Annotated in this window: 14 protein-coding genes; 8 read left to right on the top strand and 6 right to left on the bottom strand. The window is 71.1% G+C overall.

Annotated features, from left to right (window positions below; translation table 11 throughout):
* Positions 1-75: 75 nt before the first annotated feature.
* Positions 76-705, top strand: a complete 630-nt coding sequence (locus ACWDGI_RS40015) for a hypothetical protein (RefSeq protein WP_450767857.1) — start codon at positions 76-78, stop codon at positions 703-705.
* Between the two features lie 25 nt (positions 706-730).
* Here the strand turns inward: ACWDGI_RS40015 and ACWDGI_RS40010 are convergent, their stop codons facing one another.
* Complete coding sequence (locus ACWDGI_RS40010; protein ID WP_450767855.1) at positions 731-1,366, bottom strand: response regulator transcription factor; 636 nt, start codon at positions 1,364-1,366, stop codon at positions 731-733.
* 106 nt (positions 1,367-1,472) lie between these two features.
* On the opposite strand from ACWDGI_RS40010, the gene ACWDGI_RS40005 reads away from it, so the two are divergent.
* A complete protein-coding gene (locus ACWDGI_RS40005) occupies positions 1,473-2,396 on the top strand; it encodes an MBL fold metallo-hydrolase (RefSeq protein WP_450767853.1) in 924 nt (307 codons plus the stop codon).
* A gap of 224 nt (positions 2,397-2,620) precedes the next feature.
* On the opposite strand, the gene ACWDGI_RS40000 is transcribed toward ACWDGI_RS40005, so the two are convergent.
* The 4 genes from ACWDGI_RS40000 to ACWDGI_RS39985 form a co-directional block, all read right to left on the bottom strand.
* Positions 2,621-3,133 carry a flavin reductase family protein gene (locus tag ACWDGI_RS40000; RefSeq protein ID WP_450767851.1) on the bottom strand — a complete coding sequence of 171 codons (513 nt, stop codon included), beginning with the start codon at positions 3,131-3,133 and terminating at the stop codon, positions 2,621-2,623.
* Positions 3,134-3,252: 119 nt separating this feature from the next.
* Positions 3,253-4,404, bottom strand: a complete 1,152-nt coding sequence (locus ACWDGI_RS39995) for a sensor histidine kinase (RefSeq protein WP_450767849.1) — start codon at positions 4,402-4,404, stop codon at positions 3,253-3,255.
* 188 nt (positions 4,405-4,592) lie between these two features.
* Entirely contained in the window at positions 4,593-6,905 is a 2,313-nt protein-coding gene (locus tag ACWDGI_RS39990; protein ID WP_450767847.1) for a TOMM precursor leader peptide-binding protein, read from the bottom strand.
* A 7-nt stretch (positions 6,906-6,912) separates the two neighbouring features.
* Entirely contained in the window at positions 6,913-7,089 is a 177-nt protein-coding gene (locus ACWDGI_RS39985; RefSeq protein ID WP_450767845.1) for a hypothetical protein, read from the bottom strand.
* A 299-nt stretch (positions 7,090-7,388) separates the two neighbouring features.
* Here ACWDGI_RS39985 and ACWDGI_RS39980 point away from each other — a divergent pair, with 299 nt between their 5' ends.
* Positions 7,389-8,909, top strand: coding sequence for an MFS transporter (locus tag ACWDGI_RS39980; RefSeq protein WP_450767843.1), 1,521 nt, complete (start codon positions 7,389-7,391; stop codon positions 8,907-8,909).
* 2 nt (positions 8,910-8,911) lie between these two features.
* Positions 8,912-9,844, top strand: a complete 933-nt coding sequence (locus ACWDGI_RS39975; protein WP_450767841.1) for a zinc-binding dehydrogenase — start codon at positions 8,912-8,914, stop codon at positions 9,842-9,844.
* 79 nt (positions 9,845-9,923) lie between these two features.
* On the opposite strand, the gene ACWDGI_RS39970 is transcribed toward ACWDGI_RS39975, so the two are convergent.
* Entirely contained in the window at positions 9,924-11,384 is a 1,461-nt protein-coding gene (locus ACWDGI_RS39970; RefSeq protein ID WP_450767839.1) for an FAD-dependent monooxygenase, read from the bottom strand.
* A 1,002-nt stretch (positions 11,385-12,386) separates the two neighbouring features.
* Here ACWDGI_RS39970 and ACWDGI_RS39965 point away from each other — a divergent pair.
* From ACWDGI_RS39965 to ACWDGI_RS39950, 4 genes are all read left to right on the top strand, one after another.
* Positions 12,387-13,541, top strand: coding sequence for a ferritin-like domain-containing protein (locus ACWDGI_RS39965; RefSeq protein WP_450767837.1), 1,155 nt, complete (start codon positions 12,387-12,389; stop codon positions 13,539-13,541).
* A gap of 260 nt (positions 13,542-13,801) precedes the next feature.
* Positions 13,802-14,239, top strand: a complete 438-nt coding sequence (locus tag ACWDGI_RS39960; protein WP_450767835.1) for a VOC family protein — start codon at positions 13,802-13,804, stop codon at positions 14,237-14,239.
* 58 nt (positions 14,240-14,297) lie between these two features.
* On the top strand, positions 14,298-15,062 hold the full coding sequence (locus tag ACWDGI_RS39955; RefSeq protein ID WP_450767833.1) for a DUF427 domain-containing protein: 765 nt from the start codon (positions 14,298-14,300) through the stop codon (positions 15,060-15,062).
* Between the two features lie 354 nt (positions 15,063-15,416).
* Positions 15,417-15,725 (top strand): hypothetical protein, encoded by a 309-nt coding sequence (locus ACWDGI_RS39950; protein ID WP_450767831.1) that lies wholly within the window; start codon positions 15,417-15,419, stop codon positions 15,723-15,725.
* Positions 15,726-15,891 lie beyond the last annotated feature (166 nt).

Here is a 15,891-nt window from a genome sequence, read left to right as displayed (position 1 = left end):
CTGAACCGCTAACTGCCCCCGCGACACGCTCTGATCCACACTCGTCGGACCTTGGGCGCCCGACTAGGAGATGACATGCCCGACATCACCGACACCCGGACGTCCGGCGCCTTGACGCTCCACCTGTGGTCGCTGCTCGACGAGGTCGTCGTGGAGGGCCGCTCCGACGGGTCCGTCGTGCTGCGCCGCGGCACGGAGGTCCGGAGCCTGTACCGGCCCGGGCTGCTGGTGCGCAACGCGCTGGACCGGATGACGCTGGGGCCGGTGCGGCTGGACAACCTCACCGGGGTGCCGGTGCGACCGGGCGACAGCGGCAGCTGCGGCGAAGTGGCCGAACTGATGTGGTCGTTGCGGTGCATCGCGGAACTCGTGGTGCACACACTGGGCTACGACGACCCGCGCGGCCCGCTGCTGTCGGTGTACTGCTCGGCGGCCTCGGCCGCGTTCCGCCCGGCGCGGCCGCCCGGCGAGGGCCGGGTGCGGCTCGCGCCGGGCGTCGTGTGCCGCCGGGAGCACGGCGAGCCGGTCCTGGCCTCCCCGCGCTCCGCGCACCGCGTGCGGCTGCACCGCCCGGAGGCCACGGCCCTGGTGGCCACCCTGCACCGACCGCTGGACGCCCGGGAGGCAGCCGCGGCCGTTTCCCTGCGCCGCGACGTGACCGAGGAGATCCTGGCCTACCTGGTGGGCGCCGACCTGGTGTGCTGAACCGGCCCACCGGCCGGCGGCCTCGTCAGATGAGCCACCCCGCCTCCCGCGCGATCCGCACGGCGTCGAGGCGGTTACGTGCGTTGAGCTTGGTCACCGCGGCGGTGATGTAGTTGCGGACGGTGCCCACCGAGAGATGGAGCCGGTCCGCGATCTCCGCCGCCTCCGCGCCCTCGGCGACGAGCCTGAGCACCTCCGACTCCCGTGCCGTCAGCGGGTCCTCCGAGGCGCCCCAGGCGGCCAGGGCGAGCTTGGGGTCGATGACCCGGTGCCCGGCGTGCACCCGGCGCACTCCCTCGGCGAGGTCCCTGGGCGGGGCGTCCTTGAGGAGGAAGCCGGAGACCTGGGCGTCCAGGGCCCGCCGCAGGGTCCCCGGGCGACCGAGGCTGGTGAGGATCAGTACCCGGCACTCGGGCAGTGCCGAGCGCAGCTCGCGCGCGGCCGTCAGACCGTCGACGCCGGGCAGATCGATGTCGACGATCGCCACGTCGGGCCGCCGCCGCATCGCCTGCGGCACGATCTCGTCCCCTCGCTCCACCTCGCTGACCAGCTCGAAATCCAGTTCCAGACTGAGCAGTGCGGCCAGGGCGCCACGCACCATGTGCATGTCCTCGGCCAACAGTATTCGTATCTTGCCCGCCTTCATGCTCCCCCACTTCATGATCGCAAGCGTGACCCGAATACTACTCAAGTCAGATTTCCGGTCGTACTCGATGGTGCGTCTGCACTGTGAGGTTCCCAACAGTCCGCACACGTCTGGAGTTCTGATGACCGCGCCTGTCCAGCGGCTCGCGCCGCCCCGTACGCAGGAGGTCGCCGACCGGGTCTTCGCCTATGTGCAGCCGGACGGGGGGTGGTGCCTGAACAACGCCGGCGTCCTGGCCGGGGAGGGGGAGACGGCCCTGGTGGACACCGCGGCGACCGAACGCCGCTCGCTCGCGCTGCGGGACGCCGTGCGCTCCGTCACCCCGCACGCTCCGCGCTATGTGGTCAACACCCATTTTCACGGCGACCACACCTTCGGCAACTACGTGTTCACCCCCGGCGCGGTGGTCTTGGGCCACGAACGCACGCGTACGGAGATGACGGAGGCGGGGCTGCATCTGACCGGGCTGTGGCCGGACGTCGAGTGGGGTGACCTGGCGCTCGATCCGCCCTCGGTGACCTACCGGGACCGGTTGACGCTCCATGTGGGCGGCATCGAGGCCGAGTTGGTGCATGTGGGGCCGGCCCACACGACGAACGACACCGTGGTGTGGCTGCCCGCGCAGCGGGTGCTGTTCACCGGCGACCTGGTGATGGCCGGGGTCACGCCGTTCTGCCCGATGGGATCGGTGGCCGGTTCGCTCGAGGCGATCGCGCGGCTGCGGGAGTTCGGCGCCGAGACCCTGGTCACCGGGCACGGCCCGGTGTGCGGTCCGGAGGCGTTCGACGTCGCCGAGTCGTATCTGCGCTGGGTGCACGAGCTGGCCGTCGAAGGCGACGCGGCGGGCCTGAGCCCGCTGGACGTGGCGCGCGAGACGGATCTGGGCGAGTACGCCGAACTGCTCGACTCCGAGCGTCTGGTGCCGAACCTGCACCGCGCCTACGCCGAGGTGCGCGGCGCCCGGCGCGGCGCACCGATGGACATCGGCGCGCTTTTCAAGGAGATGATCGAACACCACGGCCGGCTGCCGGCCTGTCACGCCTGACCCAGGACCGCCGCCCCGTCACGCACGCCGAGGGCCCCGCCGACGTCCGGCGGGGCCCTCGGCGTGTCCGTCGGCCCAGCGGGTCCGGCGAAGTCCGCTGCGGTCCGGCAGCGCCCTGAAGGGGCACGGGGCGGTATCCATGTGCGGCTCCGCCGCGTGGGCTCGACCAGCCAGGACGGCGCCGCGGTCGACAGACGGCACATCGCGGCACTTCAGCGGAGCGCTCAGCCGTGCGTCGCGGCCAGCTCGGTCTCCTGGTGCCACACGCTGTAGGTGCCGCGCTGGTAGAGCAGGGGCCTGCGCCGGTACACCTCGGCCGCCTCCACACGCGCCACCAGGATCCAGTGGTCACCCGCCTCGACGTGCTGCACGATGCGGCACTCGGCGTGGGCCAGCGCGACGTCCGCCAGCACGGGCGCGCCGCCGGCCAGCGCCGCGGGGCGCCAGCGCAGTCCCTCGAACTTGGCCTCGGCCTTGGTCGCGAACACCTCGGAGACCGTACGGCCGTTCTCCGCGAGGACGTGCACCACGAAGGCGCCGGAGTGCCGAAGCGCGGGCAGGGACTGGGAATTCCGGTCCACGCACACCAGCAGCATCGGGGGTGCGGCTGAGACCGCCGTCATCGCGTTGCAGGTGAAGCCGCGGGGCGTACCGTCCGCGTCCACTGTCGTGATGACGGAGACCGAGGTGGGATAGGAACCGAAGAGCTCGCGGAAGCGCTGGGCGTCCACCGCCATTCCACTGCACCGCCAATCGGAATCGGGTTGTCTGCGGCCCTGGCTTCGAGCCGTTCGCAGCTTCCGTGTCCCGGGTGGAGCCCCGCTGGACAGGAACTCGACCCGGCCGCCCGCGGTGTTCAGCCGACCCGGTGCCCCGCCGCGACGCCGGCCGGCCGGGCCGGGATGACGGCCTCCAGCCGGAACCGCCCGTCGTCCAGACGGCCGGCCGCCAGGGTGCCGCCCACCGCGCCCAGCCGGGTGCCGAGGTTGTCGAGGCCGCTGCCGCTGTCCGGGGAGGAGTCCCGGCGGTACGTGTCGGCGCCGTCGTTGAGCACGGACAGCCGTACCGCTCCGTCGGCCATGCGCGCCGATATCTCGCAGTTGCGCACCCTGCTGTGGCGCAGCACGTTGGTGACGGCCTCCCGCAGGACGGTCGCGAGGACGGTCTCCACCTGGACGTCGAGGTCGGCGACCGTGACCATGACGTCCACGCTGACGTCGGCCGCGGCCAGCACCGACCGCGCGGAGGCCGCCTCGTCGACCAGGGAGAGCCGGCGATAGCCGCTGGCGACGGTGCGGACGTCGGCCAGGGCCTGGCGGGAGATCTCCAGCATTCCGGTGATCTCGGACTGGGCGCGCTCGGAGTGGGCCGGTACCAGGCGGTGGATGAGCTCGCCCTTGAGGGTGATGGCGGACAGGCTGTAGCCGAGCAGGTCGTGCAGGTCGCGGGAGAATCGCATGCGCTCCTCGATCACGGCCATCCGCGCGAGTTCCTGACGGGCCGTGTGCATCCTGACCACGAGTTCGGCGAGGCTGGTCAGGGCGAAGACCACCAACCCGGTCAGGAGCGTCGACTCGCACAGGTAGACACTGTCGAGCAGGGACCTGCCGACCAGGGCCGGCTGCACGAGCATGCTCAGCCCGACCAGGCCGTACGCCGCCCAGTTGTACGGTCCGGGCAGCAGGAGCAGCAGCGATCCGGCCAGGAATCCCGCCATGCCACCCCATTCCGACGCGTAGACGAACAGCGGCAGGTAGGTGACCAGGCCCTGCAGGGTGAGCGTGAGCGCTCGGCGCCGGGCGGACCGCCGCCGGGCCGAGGGCGCCGAGTGCCAGAGCTGGAGCACGAAGACCGCCGCCAGGCCGACGACGCTGCCCGCCTCGTCGGTCGCGGGAATGTCCTGGCGGAACACGTTGAGCAGGGTGATCAACAGGTAGGACAGGAGTACCGCGACCAGGATGCCGCGGGCCAGGCGTGGCGCGGGGATGTCCCCGATTCCCGGCTGCACATCCGATGCCTGCTGTAAGAGCGGATTCCCTGTCGATGCCGACGACCCTTCCGGCGGGTCCGTGTCGGTTCGACGAGGATCAACGCTGCGCGGCACGGCGCCCCTCCCCAAGTAGTCGAACCATTTCAGCCTGCAACTATAGGCAGCCCGGGTGGCAGGCATGCAACACGCTTTGCTGAGGCTGGAGTTCAGACGAAGAGGGGCACCGGGTTGAGGTCCTGGTAGGCGGTCGGCGCCTCCAGCCGGCCGAGCGCGACCGGGACGTCGTACAGGCGGCCCGGCCCGAACCGGGCCCAGAAGTGACGCAGTCCGGGCACGAGAACCTTGACGACCGGCAGGCCGATGTCCGGCCGGGTCTGGTCCAGGACGAGCAGTTCCATGCCCCGCTCGGCCACCAACGCGTTCGCCGCCGCGACGTCGTCGCGCAGATCGGTGCGCGCGAGGTACGGCCAGGAGGCGGGCGTGCGCGCCGCGGCAGCCGGATCCGGGCGCAGGAACGGCCGGCCCGCGATCGTGGCCGTACGCCACCAGGCGCGCGGCTCGGGGTCGTCGACGGCGTATCCGGTGCCGTCGGGGCGCGCCCCGGCCACCGCGGGCAGCAGCTGGCCGAGTTCGGTCAGGGCGCGTCGCAGGGCGACGGCCGGGTCGAAGTGGGCGCCGAATCCGAACAGGATGTCCTCGGCGGGCTTGTCGACGCGCCGGGAGACGGCCGCGAGGGCGGGCACGCCGAGGTCGGTGGTGAGGTCGAGGACCCAGGTCTCGCGGCCGAGGGCACGACAGCCGTCGATCACGCGCCGCACCCAGGGGGCGTCGAAAGCGTCGAGGTCGACGGCGGGCTGGCGGGTGCGGTTGTACCACCACAGGGCGACGGCGTCGCGTTCGACGAGTTCCATGAAGCCCTGGAGGACGGCGTCCTCGAGACTGCCACCCGCGGCGTTGCCGTTTGAATCGGCGCGCAGTCCGTCCCCGTCGGCGTCCCTGGGGTCGAAGTAGAGCAGGGAGGTGGGCAGGAGCCGGTGCCGGCCGGCGGTGAGCGACCAGACCGGGGTCCACTCGCCGGGCCGGTTCTCGTCGAAGGGCGCGGGCACGTACTGGAAGTGCGCGGCGCGGGCGTTCCAGCGGTCGCGGTCGCGGAACTGCCGTTCGTCGTAGAGCTGGCAGGCGTTGGGGTGGATCGCGTCGGCACCGAGCGCCCGGTAGGTGTCGCGGACGACGGGTTCGTCGCCGTGCCGGGTGGCGCTGTACCGCTCGACGGCCTCGCACAACGCGCTCACCTGCGCCTCGGCCGGGTCGAGCCCCTTGCCGCCGCTGAGCGCGCGCAGCCCGGCGCGCAGCCCGGCCAGGGTGTGCGCCTCGGTGGCGAGGTTGTGGCCGGACAGATAGCAGTCGACGAAGCCGGGAGAGCGCGGATCGCGCCGCAGCTCCTTGACCACGCCGGTGACCGGCCCGATCAAGTGGCCGTATTCCGCCAGCATCTGATCGGCGGTCAGGGCGCGGTGGCCGTTGCCCTCGACGGCCGCCTTGGGGCGCGGGCGCGGTACGTACGGCCGCCGTACGTGCCGGGCCACCAGGCCAGGGTCCCCGCAGTCGGGACACTGCGGGCGCCTGCGCACCGGGTGCAGGGTGGTGCGGCGCGTGAGCGTGTCGTAGGCGAGAAGGTCCGGTAGGGCCGGGTCGCGCAGACCGGCGATCCACTGGGCGGCTTCGAGGGCCGCCAGCTGGAAGCCGAGGGCCCGGGTGGCCGGGAGCGAGGCGCCGGGTCGCGCCGCCGGCGCGTCCGTGCCGAGGGCGCGCCTCAGCGGCGCCTCGGAGCGGCGGTGCGTGCGCAGCCGTTGTGCCAGACAGGACCAGCACGGGCCCGGCGCCCCGAGGACGGGACCGATCCACACCTCGGGTCCGTGCACCCGCACCGGCAGCCACGGCACTCCGTCCCGCCGCCGGAGCACGTCCAGTTCACCCAGCCGCGGATCGAGATGGTCCTCGCACAGCACGAGCACGAGGCTCTCGGGATCCGACGCGCCGGCGGCCACTCGCAGCCCCGCACCGGAACAGGCCGCGGCGAGCGCGGCACGGTCGGTGTCGCCGTCGGCGTCCGGCGTGTCCAGGACCACGATGCGTACGGCTTCGGTGGTCAGCCTGGCTTCCGCGGTGCGGGCGTCGGAAACCGCGTGGTCCCAGTACGCCTGGGCGGCGGAATCGAGGCGCGACGGGGTGTGGCCGCGGACGAGTCCCGCCTCGGTGAGGGCGCGCACCGCCCGGGCACTGTGCTCGGGAGCGAGCCGCGGCGCTGCGGCGCGCTGGAGGTCGGGGAGGGTGCGGGTGCCGTCGAGCAGGGGCGCCACCACCTCGGCCGCCGACCCGCGGACGGCGAGCACGCTCTCGGAGGAGAGCAGATAGACGGCCTCCCCCGGTACGACCACACTGCGCAGATGACGCTTGAACCCGACGGGCGCCTCCTCGTCGGCCATGTGCGCCCGCTCCGCCCCCCGTACCTCGCTCATGCCCGGATCACTCCGTGTGCCCCGCCACCGTGGCGCCGTCGGCCGCGGGCAGGGCGCGGACGCACACGCCGAACAGGGCGACGCCCGCGGGGTCGGGCCGGTCGAGGTTCTCGATCGTCAGCACCCCGTCCGTTCCCGGGAGTTGGTGCCCGGCGCCGTGGGGAGTGCGCGGAGAGTGCTGCATGGTTGCTTTCCTTTCCGACTGGATGACGGCATCGCCGACCGGTTCCCGGTCGTCCGACGCCTTTTACAGGGATTCTGCGGAGCCACGGCGAAGGAAGGCAGTGGCGCCGTCATGTCTTGGACCATGAACTTCTCACGTCTTTGCGCGACGTCGGAGTTCCGCCCGCCCCGCGGGGCCATCCTCCGTACAGGCCTTGGCCGTTCGCCCGCATGGCGACATCCGTCCGTTGCACTTGCGAGGACATCGACGACGATCGTACTGTTCGATGACCAACAACCTGATCGATGAACATCGAACTGATGAGAACGGACGAGGTGAGCACGATGTCCGCCACGGAGACGCGGGACACACCGAGTGCCACGGACCAGCGCAACTGGCGCATGCTGCCGGTGATCCTGGCCGCCTTCTTCATGTACGGCTTCGACGGCAACGTCGTGAACGTGACGATCCCCTCGCTCCAGGCCGACCTCCACGCCGGCGAGGCGGCCCTGGAACTGGTCGTCGGCGGTTACGTCTTCACCTACGCGGCCGGCCTGGTGCTCGGCGGCCGCATGGGCGACCTCTTCGGCTACCGGCGCATGTTCCTGCTCGGCATGGCGAGCTTCACCGTCGCCTCCGTGCTCTGCGGCCTGGCACAGAACCCCACCCAGCTCGTGATCTTCCGGATGCTGCAGGGGCTGACGGCGGCCGCCATGGTGCCGCAGGTGCTCGCCCTGATCACCTCCACGTTCCCGGCCGAGCAGCGCCCGCGCGCGCTGGCCTGGTTCGGTGTGACCGGCGGCCTCAGCGGCATCTGCGGACAGGTACTGGGCGGTCTGCTGCTGGTGTCCGACCTGTTCGGCCTCGGCTGGCGCGTGATCTTCTTCGTGAACGTCCCGATCGGCATCATCGTCATCACGCTCGCCCTGCGGCTGCTCCCCACCGCCACCTCGGGCCGCCGCCCCGGCCTCGACGCCCTGGGCATCCTCGGCATCTCCGGATCGCTCGCCCTGGCGCTGGTCCCGCTGGTCCTCGGCCGCGAGTACGACTGGCCGCTGTGGGCCTGGATCCTGCTGGTGGCCTCGGTGCCGGCGATGGCGGCCGCGCTGCTGTGGGAGCGCAGGCTCGCCCGTACCGGCGGACAGCCGCTGCTCGACCTGACGCTGTTCCGCAGCAAGGTGTTCAACGCCGGACTCGCCATCAACGCGGCCTTCATGGCCTTCTTCACCAGCTACATCTTCGTGCTGAGCCTGATGCTCCAGACCGGCCTCGGCTTCAGCGCGCTGCACGCGGGCCTGGTCTTCGCCCCGACCGCCGTACTCGCCATGGTCGCCTCGCTCAAGGGCAAGGGCCTGGTCGCCAAGTACGGCCTGCGGGTGCTCACCATCGGTTCGCTGATCACCGCCGTGAGCGTCCTGATCACCGCCGTCGGCCTGCAGGTCCAGGGCGGTGACATCACCCAGCCGGTGCTGCTGGCCTCCACGGCCCTGATGGGCATCGGCAACGGCCTCATCCTGCCGTCCCTGATCGGCGCCCCGATGGCCGGCGTCAAGCCCGCCCAGGCCGGCATCGCCTCCGGCATGCTCTCCACCACCCAGCAGTTCGCGAGCGTCACCGGCGTCGCCGTGCTGGGCGCGATCTTCTTCGCCAAGCTGGGCGACCACGCGGGCGCCGACGCGTACGCCGGCGCCACCGAGCTCGCCGCCTGGATCGCGCTCGCCCTGATCCTGGTGATGACGGCGCTGGTCACCGTGCTGGTGCGGGCCGCGGCGGCGTCGGCGGCCGAGGCCCGGGCGGCGAGCGACGCGTCCCCCGGGGACGTCGCCCCCGCGAAGGCCTGACCGTGCGCGGTTTCGTCACCGACCCCACGGCCCCCGGCGGGCTCCGGCTGACCGACGGTCTGCCGGAGCCCGACCCGGCCCCTCACGAGGCCGTGGTGGAGGTACGCGCGTTCTCCCTCAACCACGACGAGGCCAACCTCGTCCGGCGCAGGCCGGACGGCTGGCGGCCCGGCCAGGACACCGCCGGTGTCGTGGTGCGGGCCGCCGCCGACGGCACCGGTCCGCGCGAGGGCGAGCGGGTCGTCGCCTACATGGACTGGGAGGGCTGGTGCGAGCGCATCCCGATCGCCGGCCACCGGACCGCCGTACTGCCCGACGAGGTCTCCTTCGAGCAGGCGGCGACCCTTCCGGTGGCGGGTCTGACCGCGCTGCGGGCGCTGCGGGTGGGCGGCGCGCTCCTCGGCCGGGACGTACTGGTCACCGGGGCGAGCGGCGGCGTCGGACAGTTCGCGGTGCAGCTCGCGGTCGCGTCGGGCGCGCGGGTGACCGCGCACGTGACCCGCCCCGAGCGGGCCGAGGAGGTGCGCGCACTCGGCGCGCACCGCGCGGTGACCTCGCTCGCCGAGCACACCGAAGGCGTTCCGGGCCCCTTCCACCTCGCCCTCGACGGCATCGGCGGCCCGCTCCTGCCGCAGGTGATGCACCGGATGGCGCCGGGCGCGACGACAGTGCTGTACGGCAACATCGGCGGCCCGTCCCAGGTGCGCATCCTCGACTTCGCCGGATACGCGCCCAACAGCAAGGTGATGGGTCTGGTCAGCCCGATCCCCGACCAGGCCAAGGGCGAGGACCTGGCGATCCTCGTCGGTCTGATCGCCGACGGGCGTCTGGTACCGCGCATCGGTCTGCGCGACACGTGGGAGCGGACCGCGCAGGCGTTCGCGGCCCTCGCGGCCCGCTCCTTCCGGGGCAAGGCGGTACTGGTCCTGCCGTGACCGCCCGGCCCTCCCCGAACGCGGGCGGGGCGCCCGAATCCCCCGGGGCGCCCCGCCCGTACCGCTGTCCCTCAACCGCTCAGGCGGTCGCCCCGAACCACTTCGTCAGCGCCGGCTCCAGGCCCTCGCCGGTCACCTCGCCGGCCGGGGCCGCCCAGGCGACATAGCCGTCGGGGCGGATCAGCAGGGCGCCCGCGCCGAGCTCGTCGGCCCGGGCGCGCACGGTGTCCACCACGGCCCGACGCGACCCGGCCGCGAGGGCCGGCGCACCGTCGGAGAGGTCGAGCAGGACGCCGTGCCCGCCGTACAGCAGTTCGTGGACGCGGCGTTCGCCGTCCTCGGTCTTCAGCACCGCGTTGGGGACCCTGCGGCCCGCCAGCGGGTGGCCGCCGGACGCCGGGTAGACCACGTCGAGACCGTTGACCATGCCGGTGAGGAAGTCACGCACGTCGTCGAAGTCCAGCAGCAGGTCGAAGAGTTCGCGCAGCGCGCCCACCTTGTCGCCCGGCTCCATGAGGGCGACCTGGGCCCGGGTGTTGTGCAGCACGGCGGCGGCGACCGGGTGCCGCTCCTCGTGGTAGGTGTCCAGGAGTTCCCCTCCCGCACGCCCCGCGAGGACGGCCGCGAGCTTCCAGCCGAGGTTCGCCGCGTCCTGGATGCCGAGGTTGAGCCCCTGACCGCTGGCCGGGAAGTGGATGTGCGCGGCGTCCCCGGCCAGGAACACCCGGCCCACCCGGTACTGCTCCGCCTCGCGGGTCGCGTCCCCGAACCGGGACAGCCAACGGGCGGCGCGCATACCGTAGTCCGTGCCGGCGATCGACCGGTAGGCGGTGCGCAGGACATCGATGTCGAGGGGTGCGTCCCGGTCCGTGACCTTGTCGAACTCGACGGTGACCACCCGGTACAGCCCCGCTCCGAGCGGGAACTGCATGGCCACGCCGTTCGTGTGCCGGGGCATGGATCCGGTCACCGGCTGGTCCAGGCCGGGCAGTTCGACGTCGCCGACCATCGCGGTGAGCGTGGTGGGCGTGCCGGGGAAGCCGACGCCGAGCAACTCGCGCACGGTGCTGTGCCCGCCGTCGCAGCCCGCCGCGTAGGCCGCCCGCAGGACGTACGCCCCCTCGGGCCCCTCGACCGTCAGCGCGACCCCTTCCGGATCCTGCGCGAGGCCCGTCACCCGGGCGCCGAAGCGGAGTTCGACACCGAGTTCCAGCGCCCACTGCTCCAGCAGGCGCTCCGTGTCCGCCTGCGGGATCCGCAGCATGTACGGGTGGTCGCCGGCGAAGCGTTCGAAGTCGAGCTTGCGGATACCCGCGAAGTGCCCGACCGGCACCTTGGGATGCCCCTCGGCCAGGAACCGCTCCACGATCCCCCGCTGGGCCAGGACCTCCAGCGAACGGGCGTGCAGCCCGAGCGCCTTGGAGTGCCCCGTGCGTTCCGGCAGTACTTCCAGCACGACCACCTCGGCACCGGCCAGCCGCAGTTCGCACGCCAGCATCAGCCCGGTCGGCCCAGCACCCACGATCGCCACGTCCGTCATCCGTCACCCTCCCGAAGACCGCCCGCCCACCGACGCCGGCCCCCAATTCGGAACCTCCCCTTACATGTGCCGCCCCAGCGTCCCGGGGCGCACTGGAGACTGACTTGAGGCGAGCCGAGAGAGACGGAAGCCGGCCGGATGGCCGGGGGCGACGAACGCACCCCTGGCGGGCACCCGCACCGCAAAGGCCTCAGTCCGGCGATGCTCCCTCGGCACTGCGATCGGGTACCGGTAAGGGCGGCAAGGAACCGCGCGGCAGCGGCAAGCCCGCCGCCCGCCGCCCGCCGCCCGCCGCCCGGAGCGGGGACGAGCCGGGTCCGGCATCGGGGACGTAACAGGGCAACGCCTACCGCAGCAAGCCCGGCGAGAAACCCAACGAGCATCCGCAGGGGCCCGTGGTGAGCCTCGGCAGACTCAAGGAGACGCCGGCCAGGGCGGGTTGCCGCTCCGAGTGAGAGAAGTACGAAAAATGATGGGACGCAGGACATCCGGAAGCGAATGATGTCCTGACCGGCCGGTCAACCAGGCGACACGCCTGCCCTGCCGCATGATCCCGCACGCCTCAGAAAGGTCCCCTCCATGGTCCGCCCCTACGACGAACACCGTCGTGAGGCGCTCTTCGCACAACTGCATCTAGAGGCACCAGCTCGGCCCGTCATCGCTTCAGGTGGGCTGACCACCTTGCCAGCGCAGCTGACTCTCCATCGAGCGCCGTCCACCAGTCCTCGTCCAGGCTTTCTGCCTTGTCGGCCCTGCCACCCGGCAACCTCTTGACCCGCCCTCACCCGCTCGGCCAGGAGGTCCGGACGGAGCGCGGATGCCTTGCCTGTAAGAACTCCGCCACCCGCACCGGAACGTCTGAGCCCGGACACGGCGTACTCGTCCCGGAGGAACCGCCGGCACCTGTGAGGACGCCGGATCAAGCACGCCGTTCCGCTGCTGTTGTCACAGTTTCGCCGGCCGTCCTGTCAATGCTGATGATCGGCAGAGAAGGTGCCTTCGGTGGACGGAAAAGCGGTGATTGTCCACCTTGTCACAGGCTCTGCCGTCACACCCACCCGTGGCGACGACCCCAGTGAGAATACGTTGAACAACTCTCAACAGCTCAAGAGCGACGCGGCGCCGTCAAGGGCGCCGATCACAACACTCGAAAGTCTCCGCGAACACCTTCAATGGGCGGTCGAGCTGGAACACGCAACGCTGCCGCCCTACTTGTGCGCCCTCTACTCCCTCGATCCGCACCGGAACCCGGACGCGGTTCAGGCCGTCAGCGGTGTCTTCGTCGAGGAGATGCTCCACCTGGCGCTGGCGGCGAATCTCCTCAACGCGGTCGGTGGCCAACCCGTCCTGGACGCCCCCCACATGCTGCCGGCCCACCCGCGCGCCCTGCCCCATGGCGACCGCTCCATACAGCTGTCCCTCCTCCCGTTCGGACCCGAAGCCCTGGAGATGTTCCTCCGCCTCGAGCAGCCGGCCCTGCCCGGCGCCCGGGCTGAAGGAGACGACTACGAGACGATCGGCCAGTTCTATGACGCGATCGAACAAGGACTGCGCCATCTCAGTGCCGAGCTCGGTGAGCATGAAATCTTCACCGGTGACCCGGCTCGTCAGCTCACCGCGGGCCCTTTCGCCCACACAAGCGGGCAGGTGACCGCGGTCACCGATCTCGCCTCGGCCCTGACGGCGATCGAGGAAATCGTCGAACAGGGCGAGGGGGCGGCACGCGGGGCGGTCTGGGACAACGACCAGGACGTCCTCCACCCGGACCGCAACGAGGTCTCGCACTACTACCGCTTCCTGGAGCTCAAGCTGGGCCGTCGGCACCAGCCCGGTGACACGCCGCAATCCGGACCCACGGGTGAAGCCCTGGTGGTCGACCTCGACGGGATCTACCCGATGCGCCCCAATCCCCGGCTCGCGGACCACCCCGTGGGCGATCCGATCCGCGGCGCGCAGGACCAGTTCAACCAGGCGTACTGCGCTCTGCTCCAACAACTGGAGCAGGTATTCAACGGCAAGCCGCAGATGCTCGGGGCCACCATGGGCACGATGTACGCGCTCAAGGGCAAGGCGCAGAACCTGATGCAGACCCTCGACGGCGACGACAACACAGCCGGCCCGACCTTCGAGTACGTCGCACCCGAGCTCCGCCAGTAAGCCGCCTCCCACAAGCGGCACGCGACCGTCCCGAACACAACGGTCACGGCTTCCGGGAACCGCGCACCGCCCGGCCGAGCAGCGCCCTCCAGGTGCCGTGGGCGTTGCCCCGGCGCGCCGCACCACAGCGGTGACCGGATGAGCGCCCTCACCGGACTCGAGGTCGTGCCGGCATCACGACGGCACGAATCAGACGGAGGGGTCGGTCCTGCTCGCGACCGGCGCCACTTTCCCACCCTGCACAGTGAGGATGACGGACCATGACGGCTCACGGTGATCTGCCCGCCCCGCAACAAGGGCTCCTTGTCACGCACTTCCTGACCGTGCGCGACGTGGAGAGGTCACGGCGCTTCTACGCCGACGTGTTCGGCGGTGAGGTGGTGATGGAGGAGAGCCCGGCGATCGTAAAGGTGGCCAACAGCTGGATCATCATGAATCCCGGGGGTGGCCCCACCCCCGACAAGCCCGGTGTCACGCTCGAGGCGCCCCGGAGCACCGAGCGGGTGTCGAGCTTTCTCAATGTCCGCGTCGCGGACATGGCCGCCTTCCACGCCGACGCGGTCGCCAAGGGCGCTCATTTCCTCACCGACCCCCTCGACCGCGGTTCGGAACTGCGCTGCTACCTGCACGATCCGGACGGCTACCTCATCGAGGTGGGCCAGTCCACCGGCCTGCTTCGCGGTCTCCATGCCGATTGACCCACCGGCCCGCGCCCCTTCCCCTGCCGAGCCCCCACCACTGATAGAGGTATTCACGATGACCACGGAGAATGTGCAGCACCCGAGCCTGATCGCGCCGGTCGGGCATCTCGAGCCCGTCCCCCGCCGCATCCGGGGGACGCTGGGCGGCCGCGTCGTCTTCGACACACGGCGCGCGCTGTATGTGTGGGAGCGGCCCACCTACCCCCAGTTCAGCATCCCCGTCCGCGACATGATCGACGCCACGCTCGTCGACGAAGGACACAGCGAGTTCCACGGCGCCGGACCCGCACGGCGCCACACCCTGCAGGTGGGACCAGAGGTCCGAGAGGGTGCGGCGTGGGTGTGGGAGGACGGCGCTCCCGAGGCCTTGCACGGAACTGTCCGCTTCGAGTGGGAGGCACTGGACTCCTGGTTCGAAGAGGACGAGGCGGTCTTCGTCCACCCCAGGAGCCCCTACTCCCGCGTTGACGCGCTGCGCTCCTCCAGCAACGTCCGCGTGGAACTGGAGGGGGTCGTGCTGGCGGAAGCGCCGCGCTGCGTCAAACTGTTCGAGACCGGGCTGCCGACGCGTTACTACCTCGACCGCCTTTACGTCGACTTCACCAGGCTGCGCCACTCCGACACGATGACCCGATGCCCGTACAAGGGGACGACGAGCGGCTACTGGTCGTTCGACGGCGAAGTCGCCACGCATGACGACATCGCATGGGCCTACGACCTACCGACGGTCCAGGCCAACCGCATTGCCGGCATGGTCGCATTCCTCAACGAGCGCGTTGATCTGTACGTCGACGGAGAACTTCTGCCGAGGCCGGCCTGACAGGCCACGTGAAGAGGCTTTTTCCGTTCGACGCACCGCGTCCTGCTCCCCTTTGCTGCGGGCTCGAGAATCGCCACGCACTCCACATGACGCGCCATCGGAAAGATGTCAGGGTCGACGAGCAGCAGAGAACCTGCAGGTCAAGCGCATGTTCTCCCCTCCTCCGACGGGCCTTCCAGGGCTCCGAGCGTCAAATCAGCGTCACAACCCGGCTGCACTGGCACACCTTTTCCCGAATCACCCTCCCGCGGCGACTCGTCCACTACACGACCATCAAGGTGGCGCTTCTCAGCTGACGCGCGCGCCGATGCGCACTCGCGTGCGCCTGCGCCCTCGTTCGTACGGTGCCGAGCCATGTCAGCATCCGCGGAAGAGATTCTCACCCAGCTGGGCCATCAGCGTCCCGTTCACATCAATTCGACCGCCACTCTGGTGACGGACACGGACAAGGCGGCGGCTGCCATCGACCGGCAGCGCGCACGAAAGCAGGGCGAGCAGGAAGACAACGTCCGCAAACCCGGCGTCATACCGCTGCCGGGCAATGATCGGCGGGACCTCGTCATCTCGCCCTGGGAGTTGTTCGGGGTGTTCGCGCGTGCCTCGACCTTGGCTCGTCAGGGCCGCGGCAGAGGGCTGGCCGAACACTGGCAAGGTCTCAAGTAGTGGCGTTCTTCTGCTGCTGGGTCGGGTCGCCCTTGACGTGGGCCAGGACCATGGCCTCGCGGCCGTCCTCGGACAGGAGCTGGGCGCTCCGCATGTCCCAGTAGGAGACGACGTTCGCGAGCGTCTTCTCCTTCTTCAGGCTCGCGACCAGTGCCTTGCCGTTCTG

This window comes from Streptomyces sp. NPDC001220 (assembly GCF_053597895.1).
This window is presented reverse-complemented; position numbering and strand designations above follow the sequence as displayed.